Source organism: Myxococcus vastator (genome assembly GCF_010894475.1).
Taxonomy (GTDB): Bacteria; Myxococcota; Myxococcia; order Myxococcales; family Myxococcaceae; genus Myxococcus; species Myxococcus vastator.
This window is the reverse complement of record NZ_JAAIYB010000011.1, coordinates 1-16019: the sequence shown is the minus strand read 5'-3', so window position 1 is coordinate 16019 and position 16019 is coordinate 1. Positions and strand designations below refer to the sequence as shown.

Annotated in this window: 16 protein-coding genes; 11 read left to right on the top strand and 5 right to left on the bottom strand. The window is 71.5% G+C overall.

What is annotated here, in order from left to right; genetic code table 11:
- The first annotated feature begins 24 nt into the window (after nucleotides 1–24).
- Together G4D87_RS02105 and G4D87_RS02100 are read left to right on the top strand one after the other, a co-directional pair.
- The gene (locus tag G4D87_RS02105; protein WP_163777946.1) at nucleotides 25–1047 is read left to right on the top strand and encodes an extracellular catalytic domain type 1 short-chain-length polyhydroxyalkanoate depolymerase; all 1023 of its coding nucleotides are present in this window, start codon (nucleotides 25–27) and stop codon (nucleotides 1045–1047) included.
- A gap of 24 nt (nucleotides 1048–1071) precedes the next feature.
- Nucleotides 1072–1821, top strand: coding sequence for a carbohydrate deacetylase (locus tag G4D87_RS02100; RefSeq protein ID WP_163777942.1), 750 nt, complete (start codon nucleotides 1072–1074; stop codon nucleotides 1819–1821).
- Here the strand turns inward: G4D87_RS02100 and G4D87_RS02095 are convergent.
- Nucleotides 1805–3703, bottom strand: a complete 1899-nt coding sequence (locus G4D87_RS02095) for an ATP-binding protein (protein ID WP_163777940.1) — start codon at nucleotides 3701–3703, stop codon at nucleotides 1805–1807. The genes G4D87_RS02100 and G4D87_RS02095 overlap by 17 nt on opposite strands.
- 162 nt (nucleotides 3704–3865) lie before the next feature.
- Here G4D87_RS02095 and queF point away from each other — a divergent pair, with 162 nt between their 5' ends.
- Nucleotides 3866–4234 (top strand): preQ(1) synthase, encoded by a 369-nt coding sequence (gene queF, locus G4D87_RS02090; protein ID WP_163777936.1) that lies wholly within the window; start codon nucleotides 3866–3868, stop codon nucleotides 4232–4234.
- Between the two features lie 18 nt (nucleotides 4235–4252).
- Here the strand turns inward: queF and G4D87_RS02085 are convergent, their stop codons facing one another.
- Entirely contained in the window at nucleotides 4253–5266 is a 1014-nt protein-coding gene (locus G4D87_RS02085) for a serine/threonine-protein kinase (protein ID WP_240357948.1), read from the bottom strand.
- Between the two features lie 158 nt (nucleotides 5267–5424).
- Here G4D87_RS02085 and G4D87_RS02080 point away from each other — a divergent pair, with 158 nt between their 5' ends.
- From G4D87_RS02080 to G4D87_RS02055, 6 genes are all read left to right on the top strand, one after another.
- A complete protein-coding gene (locus G4D87_RS02080; RefSeq protein WP_163777929.1) occupies nucleotides 5425–5643 on the top strand; it encodes a hypothetical protein in 219 nt (72 codons plus the stop codon).
- A gap of 82 nt (nucleotides 5644–5725) precedes the next feature.
- Entirely contained in the window at nucleotides 5726–6859 is a 1134-nt protein-coding gene (locus tag G4D87_RS02075) for a phospholipase D-like domain-containing protein (RefSeq protein WP_163777924.1), read from the top strand.
- 50 nt (nucleotides 6860–6909) lie between these two features.
- The gene (locus G4D87_RS02070; RefSeq protein WP_240357947.1) at nucleotides 6910–7710 is read left to right on the top strand and encodes a hypothetical protein; all 801 of its coding nucleotides are present in this window, start codon (nucleotides 6910–6912) and stop codon (nucleotides 7708–7710) included.
- A 53-nt stretch (nucleotides 7711–7763) separates the two neighbouring features.
- A complete protein-coding gene (locus G4D87_RS02065; protein WP_240357946.1) occupies nucleotides 7764–8567 on the top strand; it encodes a type VI immunity family protein in 804 nt (267 codons plus the stop codon).
- A 106-nt stretch (nucleotides 8568–8673) separates the two neighbouring features.
- A complete protein-coding gene (locus tag G4D87_RS02060; RefSeq protein ID WP_163777919.1) occupies nucleotides 8674–10194 on the top strand; it encodes a Ppx/GppA phosphatase family protein in 1521 nt (506 codons plus the stop codon).
- A 147-nt stretch (nucleotides 10195–10341) separates the two neighbouring features.
- Nucleotides 10342–11562, top strand: coding sequence for a zinc-dependent alcohol dehydrogenase (locus G4D87_RS02055; RefSeq protein WP_163777915.1), 1221 nt, complete (start codon nucleotides 10342–10344; stop codon nucleotides 11560–11562).
- 3 nt (nucleotides 11563–11565) lie between these two features.
- Here G4D87_RS02055 and G4D87_RS02050 read toward each other — a convergent pair whose 3' ends face one another.
- Both G4D87_RS02050 and G4D87_RS02045 read right to left on the bottom strand, forming a co-directional pair.
- On the bottom strand, nucleotides 11566–12591 hold the full coding sequence (locus G4D87_RS02050; protein ID WP_205507385.1) for an S-adenosylmethionine:tRNA ribosyltransferase-isomerase: 1026 nt from the start codon (nucleotides 12589–12591) through the stop codon (nucleotides 11566–11568).
- Entirely contained in the window at nucleotides 12588–13316 is a 729-nt protein-coding gene (locus tag G4D87_RS02045) for an SDR family NAD(P)-dependent oxidoreductase (protein WP_163777908.1), read from the bottom strand. Before G4D87_RS02045 ends, G4D87_RS02050 begins: the two co-directional genes overlap by 4 nt.
- Before the next feature lie 85 nt (nucleotides 13317–13401).
- Between G4D87_RS02045 and G4D87_RS02040 the strand changes: the two genes are divergently transcribed.
- Complete coding sequence (locus G4D87_RS02040; RefSeq protein ID WP_163777906.1) at nucleotides 13402–13959, top strand: helix-turn-helix domain-containing protein; 558 nt, start codon at nucleotides 13402–13404, stop codon at nucleotides 13957–13959.
- Between the two features lie 41 nt (nucleotides 13960–14000).
- Nucleotides 14001–14615 carry a DUF4230 domain-containing protein gene (locus G4D87_RS02035; protein WP_205507384.1) on the top strand — a complete coding sequence of 205 codons (615 nt, stop codon included), beginning with the start codon at nucleotides 14001–14003 and terminating at the stop codon, nucleotides 14613–14615.
- A gap of 7 nt (nucleotides 14616–14622) precedes the next feature.
- Here G4D87_RS02035 and G4D87_RS02030 read toward each other — a convergent pair whose 3' ends face one another.
- Nucleotides 14623–15882, bottom strand: a complete 1260-nt coding sequence (locus tag G4D87_RS02030) for a tetratricopeptide repeat protein (RefSeq protein WP_163777902.1) — start codon at nucleotides 15880–15882, stop codon at nucleotides 14623–14625.
- Between the last annotated feature and the right edge of the window lie 137 nt (nucleotides 15883–16019).

Here is a 16019-nt window from a genome sequence, read left to right as displayed (position 1 = left end):
GCCAGGCCCATTAACTTCGGGGTCATGCGCTTTCGCGGAACTCGCCTCGCCCTTGGGGTCCTGCTCGCCGGTGTCACGGCGTGCTCGTCCTCGGACACGTCCCGCCGGCCCACGGAGGATGCCGGCAGCGCCCCTCCCCCCGGCGAGGAGCCCACGGTGCCGGAGCGCACGGCCTGCACCGGCCTCACGGAGGGGCCCGGCACCTACGACTGGACGGTGGAGCACGACGGGCGCACCCGCCACTACCGCGTCCACGTCCCCCCCGGCTACGACGCCACCCGGCCCACCGCCGCGGTGGTGGCCTTCCACGGCTTCGGCTCCAATGAGGTGGAGATGGAGGGGCTGATGCGCCTGTCCATGCTGGCCGACACGGAGGGCTTCCTCGCCGTGTACCCCCGGGGCCTCAGCGCCTCGGAAATCAACAACAATGGGAGCGACGGCACCAGCCGGGGGTGGAACGCGGGCGCGTGCTGCGGCCCGGCGTGGACAGCCAAGGTGGATGACGTGGGCTTCGTGGACACGCTGCTGGCGGACCTGGACACGCGCGTGTGCGTGGACACGCGCCGGACGTTCGCCACCGGCTTCTCCAACGGCGGCTTCTTCTCGTACCAACTGGCTTGCCAGCGCGCGAGCCGCTTCGCCGCCGTCGCCCCCGTGGCGGGCATGGAGGGCGCCACGCCCTGCACCCCGTCACGCCCCGTGCCGGTGCTGCACCTGCACGGCACCGCCGACCCGGTCATCCGCTACCAGGGCGGCAGCAACCTGGGCCCCTTCGGCGGCACCTACCCGTCCGCCGAGGCGTCCGTGCGCCGCTGGGCCGAGCGCAACGGCTGCACGGGCCCCACCGTGGAGACGTACCAGCAGGGCGACAGCACCTGCACCGCCGCCACCGGGTGCAGCCCGGAGTCCGCCACCGCGTCGCTGTGCACGGTGCAGGGCGGCCAGCACACCTGGCCCGGCTTCACGGACTTCAACCACGGCGGCACGCCCCACCTGGACGCCACGCGGGAAGCCTGGAAGTTCTTCCAGGCACGCCCCCGGCCCTGAGCCCACCGCGAAAAGAGCCCCGCAATGCATTCACGCGCCCTCATCATCAACGCCGACGACCTGGGCTACGACCCGGCCGTCACGCGCGGCATCCTCCGGTCCATGCGCGAGGGCGTCGTCTCGTCGGCCACCTTCATGGTGAACACGCCCTTCTCGGAGGCCGCCGCGCGCGAGGCCCGGGGGCTCGCCATCGGCCTGCACCTCAACCTCGCCCGGGGCACGCCCGTGTGGAGCGGCTTCCCGCGCGAGCTGCTCGGAGAGGACGGCGGCTTCGTGGAGGCCCGCGCGGGCCGCCTTCCGGCGGACGTGGTGGAGGCGGAGTCCTTCGCCCAGCTCGCGCGGCTCGCGGGCCTGCTGGGCCAGCCGGCCACCCACGTGGACGTGCACAAGCACCTGCACCAACACGCGGGCGTCCTGGAGGGCCTGGCCCGGGCGGCGCGAAGCGTGGGCGTCCCGGTGCGCTCCATTGACGCGCAGATGCGGCGCACGCTGCGGGCGCACGGCGTCGCCACCAACGCGCACTTCGTGGGTGACGCGGGCGCGGAGGCGTACTGGACGCTGGAGCGCTTCGCGTCGGAGCTCGCCGCCCTGCCCCAGGATGGCGTCATCGAGCTGATGTGCCACCCGGGCTACCGGCCGGAGACGCTGAAGAGCGGCTACGCGGCCCAGCGAGAGGTCGAGCTGGAGACCTTCCTCCACCCCCAGGCCCGCGAAGCCCTGGCCCGGGCGGGAATCGTCCCGGTGGACTTCCGCGTGCTCACGTCCGGGAGCTGAGCAAATCCAGCGGCGCCTCGACCGCGGGCCGCCGCTCCACGCTGAGCGCGTTGCGCACCCGGGTCACCAGGTCCTCGGGCCGGTAGGGACGCGTACACAGCGACGTGCCCTCATGGGCCCACCAGGGCCGCTCGTCTCCGGCCAGCAGGATGGGCACCGGCCGCGCGCGCGGCAGCGTGGCGAAGGTCTCCAGGAAGACGCCGGTCGTTCCCTGCGTGGCGCTGGTGGACAGGACGATGAGGTCCACCGGCAGGTGCGTAGCCCGCCGCAGCGCCTCGGCCCCGTCGCGCGCGGTGAGCACCTCGAAGCCCTCGGAGAGCAGCACCTGCTCCGCCGCGGCCTCCTGGGTCTGGTCCTCGTCCAGCAGCAACAGCCGGTGGGGCAGCCGCCGCACGTCGTGCGCCGCCATGCGCGGCAGGCTCAGCGAGAAGGTGCTGCCCTGCCCCTCCGCGCTGCGCATCGACAGCGCGCCGCCGTGGAGCCGGGCGATGGAGTGGCTGATGAAGAGGCCCAGCCCCAGCCCGCCGAAGTTGCGGTGCGACACGTTGCGCGCCCGGTAGAAGCGCTGGAACACCTGCGACTGGTCCGCGCCCGGAATGCCGATGCCGTGGTCCTGGACGTGGATGCGCGCCTCGCCCTGGGAGCGCTCCACCGTCACGACGATGGGCTCCTCCGGCGCGCTGTACTTGTGCGCGTTCTCCAGCAGGTTCACCAGCACCTGCTCCAGCCTGTCCCGGTCCCCGCGCACCCAGACGCGCTCGCGGGGCACCTCCACGGCGAAGGGCCGCTCGAAGGCCGCGCGGAAGTGGTCCACCACCTCCGCCACCAGCTGCCCCACCTCCAGCGGCGCCAGGTCCAACGCCAGCCTCCCCGCGTCCAGGCGCGACGCGTCCAGCAGGTCCTCCACCAGCCCCACCAGCCGGTCCACCTGCCGCTTGGACTTGAGCACCGTGGACAGCTCCACCGGCTGGCCCGACGACAGGCGCCGCTCCATGGTGAAGAGGCCCAGCTTCAGCGGCGTGAGCGGCGTCCTCAGCTCGTGGCTGGCGATGGAGATGAACTCCTCGCGCACCTGGAGCGCCGCCTTGGCCTCGCGCAGCAGGCGCGCGTTCTCCACCGCCACCGCGAGCTGGTTCGCCGCGGCGCTCCACAAGTCCAGCTCCCGCACGGAGAAGGACGTGCCCGGCTCCTTGTAGAGCAGCAGCAGGCCCACCGTCCGGCGCGGCGCGCACAGCGGCACCGCGGCGAAGATGGAGCCCATGGAGTCCCCATAGCCCCGCTGGATGCCCAGCTGCGCCTGACGCAGCGCCAGCGCCTGCCGGAACGGGTCCGACTGGGAGTCGAAGGCCGCCTCGGGGGACTCCGAGCCGGCCAGGTCCGACACCGCCACCCGGCGCAGGCTCCCGCCCTCCTCTTCGCAAAGATAGACTTCGGCGCGGCGCACGTGCGCGCAGCGGACCAGGGCCACCACGGCGGCGGCGCAGACGCTGTCCACCTCCAGCGTCTCCCCCACGGAGCGGGCAATCTCCTGCACCGCCTGGGAGAAGGCCCCCTCGTCGTCCACGCCCGAGGGCTCCACCACCAGCCAGGCGCCCGCCGCCTCGCCCGCCGAGGCGGGCTTCACCTGCACCCGGACCTGACGCAGCGCCCGGGTGATGACGTGGCCGGTATGGGACGCCCCGTCCCGGATGGCGCGCTCCAGGGAGTCCAGGCTCCGGGTGCGCTCCAGGGCATCCCGCAGGTCGCTCCCGGCGTGCAGCGCCACGCCCGTCTTGTGCGCGAAGCCTTCCTCGCACCACTGAACGCGCAGGTCCGGACCGACGCGAACCAGCGCCAGCGGCAGGCACGAGAATGCATCTTCGACGTCGGAGGGAAGCGGCATGTGCTCGGGCGGGGGCAAGAGACGCCCCTTGATTATGAGCCCGCGCCCACGTGGCAACCGGAGCCCCCCCAGGATTCACCCCCGCTGGACGCCAGGCGCGTTGGCAGGCGGACATCGAAGGGAGGGATGACACGCGGCGTTGGTGTGGTAGACGACAGCGCCATGCCCTCGCAGCCGTCCAAGGAACTGCAGACCTTCCCCAACCCGGCCGCCGATCGCGACTACGAAATCGCGTTCGACGTCCCGGAGTTCACCTGTCTCTGCCCGCTCACCGGCCAGCCTGACTTCGCACGTTTCAAGATTACCTACGTGCCGGACCAGACCTGCATCGAGCTCAAGAGCCTCAAGCTCTACATGTGGGCATACCGCAATGAAGGCGCCTTCCACGAGAAGGTGACCAACACCATCGCGGACGACATCATCAAGGCCATCCAGCCGCGCAAGCTCACCGTGGTGGGCGACTTCTTCGTGCGCGGCGGCATCGGCACCATCGTCACCGTCACGCACGACAAGTCCAAGCAGCAGGCCTGAGCCACCACCCGCCGGGCCTCAGCGGGTGAGCTGCTCCACCAGCGGCGCCCACTGGGCCTGGGTGAAGTAGAGCCCGGTGCCCGCCGCCGTCATCAGCGCGACGGCGGCGGCCAGGGCCCACTTCAGCTTCCCGCCCTGGCGGGAGCGCCCCGTGTCGAACCCCTCCACCGCGGCGTCCAGCTCGTGCGGCCGCATGAGCTGCTGGGCCTCCGTCTCCGTCAGCTTCTGCCGGTGGCGCAGGAAGGCCACCAGCAGGGCCGCGTGGGACACCTGCACCTCCTGCGCGAGGAAGACGTCCAGCTCGCGGCGCATGGCGGCGGCGTCCGGGAAGCGGTCCTCCGGCTTCACCTCCATGGCGCGCTGGATGATGCGCACCAGCGGCGCCGGGACGTTGGGCGCCACCTTGGAGAGCGGCGTGTACTTGCCGTCGCGAATCCTCGCGAAGACCTCGCCCGCCGTCTTGCCGTGGAAGGGGCGCGCGCCGGAGAGGGCCTCATAGAGCAGCACGCCGAGCGAGAAGATGTCGGTGCGGCCATCCACCGGCACCCCCGTCACCTGCTCCGGGGACATATACGACGGCGTCCCCACCGCCATGCCCTGCTGGGTGAGCGCCTCCATGCCCACGTCCTTGGCGATGCCGAAGTCCATCAGCTTCACCTCGCCAGACTTGGTGAGCATGACGTTTGCGGGCTTGAGGTCGCGGTGGATGATGTGGCGGAAGTGCGCGTGGTCCAGCGCGCTGGCGATGCGCGCGGCGATGACGCCGGTGACGTCCGCCGGCAGCGGGCCTTCCTTGATGAGCGTGTGGAGCGTGGGGCCGTCCACCAGCTCCATCACCATGAAGAGGCTCTCCGCCTTCTCCACCATGTCGTAGAGCGTCACGATGTTCTGGTGGCGGAAGGCCGCGAGCGCGAGCGCCTCGCGCCGGAAGCGCGACAACGTCTCCCGGTCACGCTGGCCGTCCGGGAGCAGCTCCTTGATGGCGACCTCGCGCTGCAGCATCTCGTGCAGGCCTCGGTACACCAGGGCCATGCCACCACGTCCCAGCTCTCCGAGTACGCGGTAGGCTCCAATCTTCCGATGACGAACGGGCTTCGCGGCAGGGGGCACGGCGCGCAGGCTATCGAAGCGGGCGCACAGCGTCGATGGGGGGATGTGGCCGCGCGCCGCCGGGCCGGGTCCGAGCACTCATGTCCTGGCCCCGCGCGATGAAAGCCCACCTCCTCCTCCCCGTTCTGGCGCTCTTCACCTTCAGTGGCTGCTTCCACCATCACCACTACGACTCGCGTCCGCCCAAGTCGAAGAAGTCCAAGCGGAGCAGCAAGCGCTGCCACCCGAGCCAGTACTGGGACGGCACCGAGTGCAAACACAAGGGCAAGGGCAAGGGCGCGCGCAAACACGACGGGTGATGACGGCTCGCGGCGGGACGGCCCCATGTCACGGTGAGGCTGTCCCGTCGAGACGCTGGGAGCGGTAGGGTGGAGGGCGCTCATGCGTGCCGAGGCCTCACTGCCGCCGTTGACCGCTCCTGGCCTCCGCCCTCCCATCGACGAGGTCCGCGAGGAGCGACTCACCCTGCTCGACGGCGGGGCGGAGGCGTACCCGCGGATGCTGGAGGCCATTGCCTCCGCGCAGGTGATGGTGCACCTGGAGGTCTACACCTTCGAGCGGGAGGGCATTGGCGCGCGGTTCCTCGACGCGCTGGTGGCGGCGGCGCACCGGGGTGTCGCGGTGAAGGTGGTGGTGGACGGCTGGGGCAGCATCGGCGCCAGCCGGCACCTCACACAGACGCTGAAGGCCGCGGGGGCGAAGGTGCGCGTGTACAACCCGCTCACCTCGCTGTGCACCGGCCGCGCGTGGCGCAACCACCGGAAGATTCTCCTCGTCGATGACTCCGTGGCGTTCCTGGGAGGCATCAACATCGGGGACGCGTACGCGGCGAAGGGCGACGTGCCCGGCTGGGCGGACCTGGCGCTGGAGCTGCGGGGGGACATCTGCCGGCAATTGGGGGCCAGGCTGCACGCGGGGGCCTCCGCGCTGGAGTCGGGCGCGGTGAAGTTGTTCCTGTCCGGCGTCGCGGGAGGACACCGGCTGCGCAAGCGGTACCTCCAGGCGATTGACGGCGCGAAGCACGAGGTGGTGCTGGCGCACGCCTACTTCCTGCCGGACAAGGGCCTCATCCGGTCGCTCAAGCGCGCCTCGCGGCGGGGCGTGACGGTGCGACTGTTGCTGCCCGGGCGCAGCGACGTGGTGTTCGCGCGCGCGGCGACCATGCGGCTGTACCGCGACTTCCTGCGCGCCGGGGTGAGCATCCACGAGTGGACCGACTCCACGCTGCACGCGAAGGCGGCGCTGGTGGACGGGAGGAAGCTGCTGGTGGGCAGCTTCAATCTGGATCCGCTGTCGCTGGTGAACCTGGAGACGCTGGTGGAGGTGGAGGAGCCCGGCGTCGCGGCGCAGGCGCAGCGGTGGCTCGACAAGCACCTGCTCGGCTCGCGGCGGGTGTACCTGGAGGACTGCGCGCGCTCCGGACTCCAGCAGTGGCTGCTGGACATCGTGGGGCTGACCGTCGCCCGCATCGCGGAGCGCTTCGCCAGCTTCATGGGCTGGCGGCGGAAGCGGTAGCGTGTCTCCTCGTGTGTGCGCGGCCCTCATGGCCACGCACGGGAGGGGACATGCCGCGACGTCAATGGATGGCGCTGGTGCTCAGTGGCCTGGCCGCCGGCTGCGCGGCGCGCCCGGAGCGCTACGGCTTCGATTCAGCGACCAGCGCGTGCCGGCGGAACCCGGCGGCGTGTGCGCGAATGGCGGGCGAGGAGGCCGTCCTCCCGGGCACCCAGGCCATGCGCGTGGCGGCCTCCATTGGCACCGCGGGCGACGCGGCGCTGCGGGTGCTGAGGGCCGAGGAGCGGGATGCCATTGAGGAGGCGCTGGAAGCCTGCGCGGACGATGCGCGTTCGACCGTGCTCCTCGCTTTGCTCAACGGCAGGAACCCGACTCCGGAGGAATGCCGTGCGGCGGTCGCGGTGGATGCCCAGGGTCGCCCCATCACGCTGGCGATGAAGCTCGGCACGGAGATGCACAAGGTCGCGCTTCCGTGCGCCCACGAATGGCTGAACCAGTTCCGTCCAGGGGGCTTTCGCCTCGAACCCCGCTACCGCTACAACCCGGACTCAGGCAGATGGGAACCCATGCGGAACGAGGACGTGCGCACGCTGCTGAGACAGGGCCGGGGCAGTGAGCTCAAGGGGTCACTTGCCCCGGACGTCGTCATCCATACGGGGTCGGAGCTGCAGGTTCTGGCCATCTATGACTTCAAGTTCCCCTGTGTCACGCCCACGCGTCCCTCAAGCTGGCCCCGGTACCCCAAAGGACATCCCCACGAGGGCCAACAGCAGGACGCGATGTACCAACGGGCACTGAAGCCCAAGCAGGCGCCCCTCCAAATCACACCGCGCCTGGGAGTCCTGCCATGAGCGCGCCCACGGGGCTCCATGCGAGCTTCTATCTGCCCCATGCCCATACCTCCGTGACGACCGCGGTGCTGCATTCGCTGGACGTCTATCAACGTGCCGTGGGCCCATACGTCCTGACGTCGTACGCGGACGAGGAGGGCGAGTGGCAGCCCCTGGATTCACAGGGATGGGAGAAGGTCCATCAAGGCATGACGGATGCGCCATGGGCCAACGTCCATCTCTCCGGTGGCTCCCTGGAGGCGCCCTTCCGATTCGACTATCTGGGGCGTGAACGCGTCGACTCGTCCTTCGTGAACGGTCTCGGCGAAGTCAGCGCCGTGTCGTTCTGGTTCTCAACCAAGTACCTGGAACAGCACGGCCCCCAGCAGGTCAGAGACCTCTTGTTGGCCATTGCCGAGCCTCTCCCCTTTGCCTCAGGCAACGCGGGTCTGGCATTCAGCGGCTCACTCGACGTGGCGGCCATCCTCCGCCAAGTACGTCGCGATTGCCTTCGATGCCCGGGGCTGGATGTCCTCCGGCCCGGCATGACCTCCCTTCGCATCGGCACGTGTGTCCGGGGGCCCTCCTGGCTCACCTTCCTGAGAGCGCCCGTGCTGAACCAACTTGGGGGCGCCGCCTCACTCCGCTCGCGGCTCCACGCGCCCCGCACCACCGTTCAGCCGATGGGAGGGGAACGCGCCGTGGTCACCCTGGGCCCTGGACCCGACGCAGGCGAAGGCGAGCGCGGCGAGCAACTGTCCGGTTATCGGGAATTGGCGCGCATTCTGGAGCCCTGGACGCTGTGGGGGGAGGGCGAGTCCATCCTGGGGCTCGACCCCGAAGCTGCGCGCCGCTGGGAGCGCCGCTTCCTCGACTGAGCGACTGATACAGGGCTGTCACGCGCTGAAGCGAGGGGCCAGCCTGCCGGTGAGGTTCCCGCTGCGATTACCGCCAGGGCCTCGTACACTCCGGCCAGAACCGCACATGCCTCCTCGCCGCCCCCCTCAGCCCGTCCTCGCCGCCATTGACGTGGGCACCAACGCCGTCCGCCTGGAGCTGGCGCGGCCAGACGCCGACGGCGCGCTCGAAACCCTGCACCAGGAGCGCGACGCCATCCGCCCGGGAGAGGGCGTCTTCGCCACCGGCTCCATGCCGGATGAGACCGCCGAGCGCCTGCTGGCCACCCTGCGCCGCTACGCCGCCCTCTGCCGCCGCCACAAGGCCCAAGTGCGCGCCGTGGCCACCAGCGCCCTGCGCGAGGCCAAGAACAGCGCCGACATCGTCCGCCGCGTGCGCGAGGAGGCCGGCCTCAACCTGGAGGTCGTCAGCGGCAAGGAAGAGGCCCGCCTCATCTGCCTGGGCGTGCTCCACCGCAAGCCGCCCCACACGCGCTCGCTGCTCATCGACATTGGCGGCGGCAGCACCGAGGTCGCCACCGCCACGGGCGAGAAGCCCGACAACCTCTGGAGCCTCGCGCTGGGCTCGGTGCGCCTCACCGAGGTCTTCGACGCCTCGCGCACCGTGCCTCCCAAGCAACTGCGCCTCATGCGCAGCTTCGTCGCGGACGTGCTGCAGAAGACGCTGCCCCCTACGGTGACCAACGTCCCCCGCGTGGCGCTCGGCTCGTCCGGCACCATCAGCGCCGTGGTGTCCTTCGCCGCCGCGGAGAGCAGCGGCAACGCCACCGTCCGTCAGCTCACGCAGACGGTGAACACCCTGGCGCAGATGCCTCCCGAGCGCCGCCGCAAGCGCTTCGACCCGCGCCGCGCGGACATCATCGTCTCCGGCGCCGTCATCCTGGAGGCCGTGGCCAAACACCTGGGCGTGGAGTCCGTCAGCGTCGTCAACCGCGGCCTGCGCGACGGCATCCTCGTGGACCTGCTCTACCGGCAGGACGAGCACCGCGAGGACCACAGCCTCGCGGACGCCGCCCTGGCCATGGGCCAGCGCTTCTACTTCGACGAGAAGCACGCCCGCCAGGTGGCCCGGCTGTCGCTCGCCTTGTTCGACAACCTGGCCGCCCTGCACCAGCTGCCCTTGTCGGTGCGCCCCTACCTGGAGGTCGCCGCCCTCCTCCACGACGTGGGCCACGCCGTCAGCTACGAGCGGCACCACAAGCACACGTACTACCTCATCCGCCACGCCGACCTGCCGGGCCTCGCCGACCGCGAGCGGGAGCTGGTGGCCCGCGTCGCCCGCTACCACCGGCGCAGCCCGCCGGAGCTGGCCCACTCCGGCATGGCGGGCCTCAGCCCCGTCGAAGCGCGGACGGTGCGCAAGCTGGCCACCCTGCTGCGCGTGGCCAACTCGCTGGACGTCAGCCACCACCAGCCCATCAAGGACTTCAAGGCCACCAACGGCCGCGAGGGCGTGGCGCTGCACCTGCACACCCGGCACCCCGTGGACCTGGAGCTATGGAACGCGGACCGAGAGGTCCTGAACTTCCGCCGCGTCTTCGGCAAGCGGCTCACCTTCCACGTCCACCACACCTCCAGCAGCCGTTAGCCCCCGCTCCCCTGGCCACCCGGCGGAAGAGGGAGCGGCGTTCGCTTTGCCCTCACCCGGGGTGATGTCCAGGCTCCAAGTCACGCGGGTCTGCGTCCGCGCAGGCCCTTTCCGACCTGGGGCCCCAAGGGGGCAGGAGCGCACGCAATGAAGGCTGTCGTTTTCCATGGGATTGGGGACATCCGGCTCGACGACGTGGAGGAGCCGCGAATCGAGAAGCCGACGGATGCCATCGTCCGCCTGACGGCGAGCGCCATCTGTGGCACGGACCTCCACATGATTCGCGGCACCATGCCGGGCATGAAGCCGGGCACCATCCTGGGCCACGAAGGCGTGGGCGTCATCGAGGCGCTGGGCGATGACGTGCGCAACCTCAACATCGGCGACCGGGTGGTCATCCCGTCCACCATCGCCTGTGGCAACTGCTCGTACTGCCGCGCCGGGTACTACGCGCAGTGCAATGACGCCAACCCCAACGGCCCCAGCGCGGGCACGGCCTTCTTCGGAGGTCCCCAGGAGACGGGGCCCTTCCCCGGCATGCAGGCGGAGAAGGTGCGGGTGCCCTTCGCCAACGTGGGACTGGTGCGCATTCCCGAGGGCGTCAGCGACGAGCAGGCCATCCTCATCTCCGACATCTTCCCCACCGGCTACATGGGCGCGGAGCTGGCGGAAATCAAACCCGGTGACACCGTGGCGGTGTTCGGCTGCGGACCCGTGGGCCTCTTCGCCATCGTCAGCGCGAAGCTGCTGGGCGCAGGCCGCGTCTTCGCCATCGACTGCCACGAGGACCGGCTGGAGCTGGCGCGGGCCCAGGGCGCCGAAATCATCAACTTCGAGGAGGAGGACCCGCTCGAGACGCTCAAGCGCCTCACCAACGGCATCGGCGTGGACCGCGCCATCGACGCGGTGGGCGTGGACGCCATGCACCCGCACCACGGCCCCGGCGCGAAGAAGGCCCACCAGGAGAAGGCCGAGTTCAAACGCGAGGTGAAGGAGGCCGCCCCCAAGACGAACCCCAAGGGCGACAACTGGGTGCCCGGCGACGCGCCCGCGCAGGCCCTGATGTGGGCCGTGGAGGGGCTGGCCAAGGCCGGAACCCTGTCCATCATCGGCGTCTACCCGGCGCAGGTGCGCACGTTCCCCATTGGCATGGCGATGAACAAGAACCTCACGATGAAGATGGGCAACTGCAACCACCGCAAATACATCCCCAAGCTGCTGGAACTGGTGCGCACCGGCGTGGTGGACCCCACCGCCATCCTGTCCCACGTGGAGCCCATGAGCAGCGCCCTGGACGCGTACCGCAACTTCGACGTGCGCAAGCCCGGCTGGGTGAAGGTGGAGCTGGAGCCCACGCAGCTCCAGTAGGCCTCACGCGTCCAGCAGCAGACACGAGTCTCCGAACTCGTGCCCCAGGTAGCCGCGCGCCTCCGCGTGCGCGGCCACCTCCTGGAGCAGCGACAGCGGCGCGAAGGCCTGGAGCAACGCGTGGTGGCTGCTGCCCGGCGCATGCACGCCGGTGAGCAGCCCGTGCACCAGCCGAGGGACGAAGCCCGGCCCCAGCAGCAGGTCCGTCACCTCCTCCCCTGCCACCAGCCCGCCGCCGTGCCGCGCCGCGCGGCCCTCCAGGGCCCGCACCACGGTGGTGCCCACCGCCACCACCCGTCCCCCGGAAGCCCGCGTGTGCAGGACGGCCTCCACCGTGTCGGCGGGGATGTCGGAGCGCTCGGGCCGGGGCAGCGCCGCGTCCAGCGCCGCGTCCCCCGTGGAGGACAGCCCCGCCGCGTGGGTGAGCGAGGCCAGCCGCACGCCCTGCCTCCGCAGCGTCAGCAGCACGCTCCAGGTGAGGGGCAATCCCGCGGACGGCGCCTCCACGGACCAGGGCCGCGCGCCGTAGGCCGTCTGCACGTGCCACAGCGACAGCGGCGCCTCCGTGTACGCGTACTGCACCGGACGCCCGCTCCGGTAGAGGCTGGACCAGAGCGCCGCCCCCGTCACGTCGAAGGCCACGCGCAGCAACCGGGGAGACGGGGGCAGCACCGCCACCACCCGCGCCTTCAGGCCTCCCACCACGAGCCTCGCGCCCACGGCCAGCACCGGCGGCGGTGGCCGGTCCTCCGTGCGCCGCCGCCAGTCCCCCGCGCCGAAGAGCACGCCAGTCCAGGTGCCGTCCGGCTCGCGCGACAACAGGCGCAGCTCGATTCGCTCTCCGGACGCCGTGCGCCCCGCCAGGGACGCGGGCAGCGTGGCGGCGTCGTTCACCACCAGCAGGTCCCCGGCGCGAAGCAGCGACGGGAGGTCCACCACGTGGGCGTCGCGGTAGCGGCGGGCGCTCGGCTCCACATGCAGCAGGCGCCCCTCCTCGGGGCGGTCCGCGGGCCAGCGCGCGGGCTTCATGCGGCCTCCAACTTCGCCGCCTCCAGGCGGGCTCCCGAGGGCAGCGACTCCGACCGCAGCGCCACCCACTCCACGAGCCGGGCCGCCACCGCCTCCGGGCGGCTCAACTGCGAGTAGTCCCCATCCGGCACCGCGTCGCGGTACATCCGCGTGTCCATCTCCCCCGGGTCCACGGAGACGAAGCGCACGCCCGTGCCCTCCAGCTCCGCGGCCCAGACGCGGCCCAGGTGCTCCAGCGCGGCCTTGGACACGCCATACGCGCCCCAGCGCGGATAGGCCGACACCGCCGCGTCCGAGGTGACGTGCATGACCAGCCCCTTGCCCCGCATCGCCATGTTCCCGGCCACCGCCTTGGTGAGGCGGAAGGGGCCCACCAGGTTGACCTCCAGCACGCGCTGCAGGTCCTCGCAGGCGGTGTCCAGCAGCAGCGGCAGCGGCGTGGGGCCCAGCGTGCTCGCGTTGTGGACCAGCACGTCCAGCGGGCCCACCAGCGCGGTGGCCGCGCCCACCAGCGGGTAGATGGCCTCCTGGTCCCCCACGTCGCAGGCCAGCGCGTGGGCCTCCAGCCCCTCCTTTCGCAGCGCCGCCGCGGCGGCCTCCATCTCCGCGGCGTGGCGCGCCACGCCCACCACCCGCGCGCCTCGGCGAGCGAAGCCGTTCATCAACGCCAGCCCCAGCCCCCGGCTCGCGCCCGTCATCAGGATGCTCTTGTCGATGCGATTCATTCGTGCGTCCTCCTTGCAACGGGAGATACACGCCGTTCGCCATTCTGTTGGCGCGCGGGCCAAGGGCTTGGCAGATTGCCAATCCATGAACGACGATGACCTGCCTGGCAGGCTGGCCCGCAACATCCGCTCCCTGCGCGAGACGCGAGGCGCCACACAGGCGCAGCTGTCGCGGCTGGCGGGCGTGCCACGCGCCACCTGGGCCCACCTGGAGTCCGGGGCCGCCAACCCGACGCTGTCCGTGCTGCACCGCGTGGCCGCCGCGCTCCAGGTGTCGCTGGAGGAGCTCATCGCCAAGCCCCGCGCCAGCGCCCGGCACTACCCGCGCGCCTCCCTGCCCGTCCGGACGCGCGGTGGCGGAATGATGCGCAAGCTGTTGCCGGACCCGTTGCCTGGCATGGAGTTCGACCGCGTGGAGCTGCCGCCGCAGGTGCGCGTCACCGGCGTCCCCCACACCCCCGGCACCCGGGAGTACCTGACGTGTGAGACGGGGGAGCTGGTGCTCGTGGCCAGCGGGGAGCGCTTCCACCTCCAGCCCGGGGACGTGGTCGTCTTCCGGGGGGACCAGAAGCACTCGTACGAGAATCCTGGAGCACGGACGGCCGTGGGTTACTCGGTCGTCCTGCTGGCGCCCTCGATATGAGCGCGCCGGAAGCGCCCGCCCGGGGAGGTACACTGGGGCCCATGGCGCACCTCTCGCGAGTCCTCACCGTCGTCCTGGCCGCGGCGCTCGGCGCGCTGGGAGCCTGGGTGTTGATGAAGCCCGCGTCGCCGTCGCTGCCGGACACGCCTTCCGTCGTGCAGCAGATGCGGGACGTGGCCCGGCTGGAGACGCTGGAGGTCGCGCTCTACAAGAAGGTGTCCTTCACGCCGGAGCCCCAGGCCACGGATGCGCTCTGGAAGGACGTGCTGAACTGGGCGCGCTACGCGCTCCAGAACCCGCGGGGCCGCGCCATCGTCTTCGCGAACGCGCACCTGGGCTTCGACTTCCAGCGCTTCGACCGCTCCCATCTCCAGGTGATGGGCACGCGCGTCTACGTGGTGCTGCCGCCCATGGAGGTGAAGGTGGCGCTGCGCCCGGGGGAGACGGAGGTCATCGACTCCAACCTGGACAGCGAGCAGACGGCGCAGCTGCTGGAGAAGGCGCGCGTCGCCTTCGAACAGGAGGTCCGCGCGGACGGACGACTCCAGCGGCGGGCGCGGGAGTCGGCGGAGCGCTCGCTGCGGGCGCTGCTGCTCACGCTGGGCTACCGCGAGGTAATGTTCGTGGACCAGCTCCCCGCGGGCACGGCGGGCTGAGACCGGCTCACACCGCGGACAGGCCCGCTTCCGTCAGGCGGAAGGCGCCCGGGATTCCATCTGGCGAGGGCACGAGCCGCGCCAGCGCCTCACACGCGGCGGCATCCGACTCGCGGCAGACCAGCGCCAATTCCCGCCGTCCGAGGACCACGCGAAGGGGGCCCTCTCCCGCGAGCAGCGCCAGCTCCTTGCGCTGCGAAGGAAGGAGCAGCCGCGCGGCGTCGTGGCCATCCCCCTCCGCCACGGCCCAGAGTCCGGAGAAGGCCTCCGCCAGCCGGACCTCCCCCTGGTCGACGAGCACGGGCCGCACGGGGGCCAGCCGCGAGGCGAGGTTGCGCCAGGCCGCCGCGTCCGCCGACTCGGGCGTGAGTCCCGCGGGGGCCAGGGCGGCTTCGGGCAGGTAGCGCACGAACTCCGCGTCCTCCAGCACGTAGAAGACGTCCAGGCCCGCGGGGCCGGGCCGGTGCAAGGCGCCCACGGCGCGCGCCGCGAAGTCCGCTGGGCGCAGCACCGGACGCAGCCGCGCTTCCAACGCCGCGACCTCCGCGCTCAAGCCCGAGGACAACCCGCCGAGCCGCGCCGCCAGGGCCTCCGCGTAGACGGTGAGCCCCTGCGTGCCCGAGGACTCCTGGTAGGCGGCGTACAGCGAGCCCACGTCCACGCGCCCGACGCCGCCCGTGGCGAGCTTCACGAGCAGGTCCTTCCCCTGCCGCCGGAACGCCACCCGGGCGCGGCCCAGCGCGGCGGTGAGCGCGGCGGTGAACTCCGGGCGCAGCACCTGCTCCTGGGGAGCGGGCGGAGGTAGCAGGTCCACGGACTCCAGCTCCTCCTTCAGCAGCCGGGCCTCGGCGTCGAAGGGGTCGCGGGCCAGCGCATCCGCGACGTAGGCGCGCGCCTTGTCCGCTTCACCGCGCCGCAGTCCCAGCACCGCGAGAACCTTGAGCACCTCGGGGTCTCCCGGAGACTGGGCCAGGATTTCGGTCAGCAGCCGCTCCGCGTCGCCGTGGCGCTCCAGTCCGAGCAGGGCCCGCGCCAGTCCAAGCCGCACGGGCAGGTCGCGAGGGAAGTCCCGCCGCAGGGTCTCCAGCAGGGGCAGCGCCTCGCGCTCAGCGCCAGCGTTGATGAGGGCGTGCGCCAGAGCCAACCGCAAGGCGGAGCCGACGCCACGCTGCGCCTCGGCACGGAGCAAGACCAGCTCCGCGTCGCTCAGAATCTCACCCGCCTCCACCTTGCGGCGGACGCGCTCCAGGTCCAGGGGGGCACTCACTGGCGGGAATCTAGTCCTTCGACCGCAGCATGTCGCGGCGTGAGTAGTGGAACGTCGCGCGTGCCTTGCGCGAGGTGAAGCGCCAGGTGAAGCGCAGGTGCTGGCGGTTGACGTCGCGCCGCCAGGCAGCCGTCTCG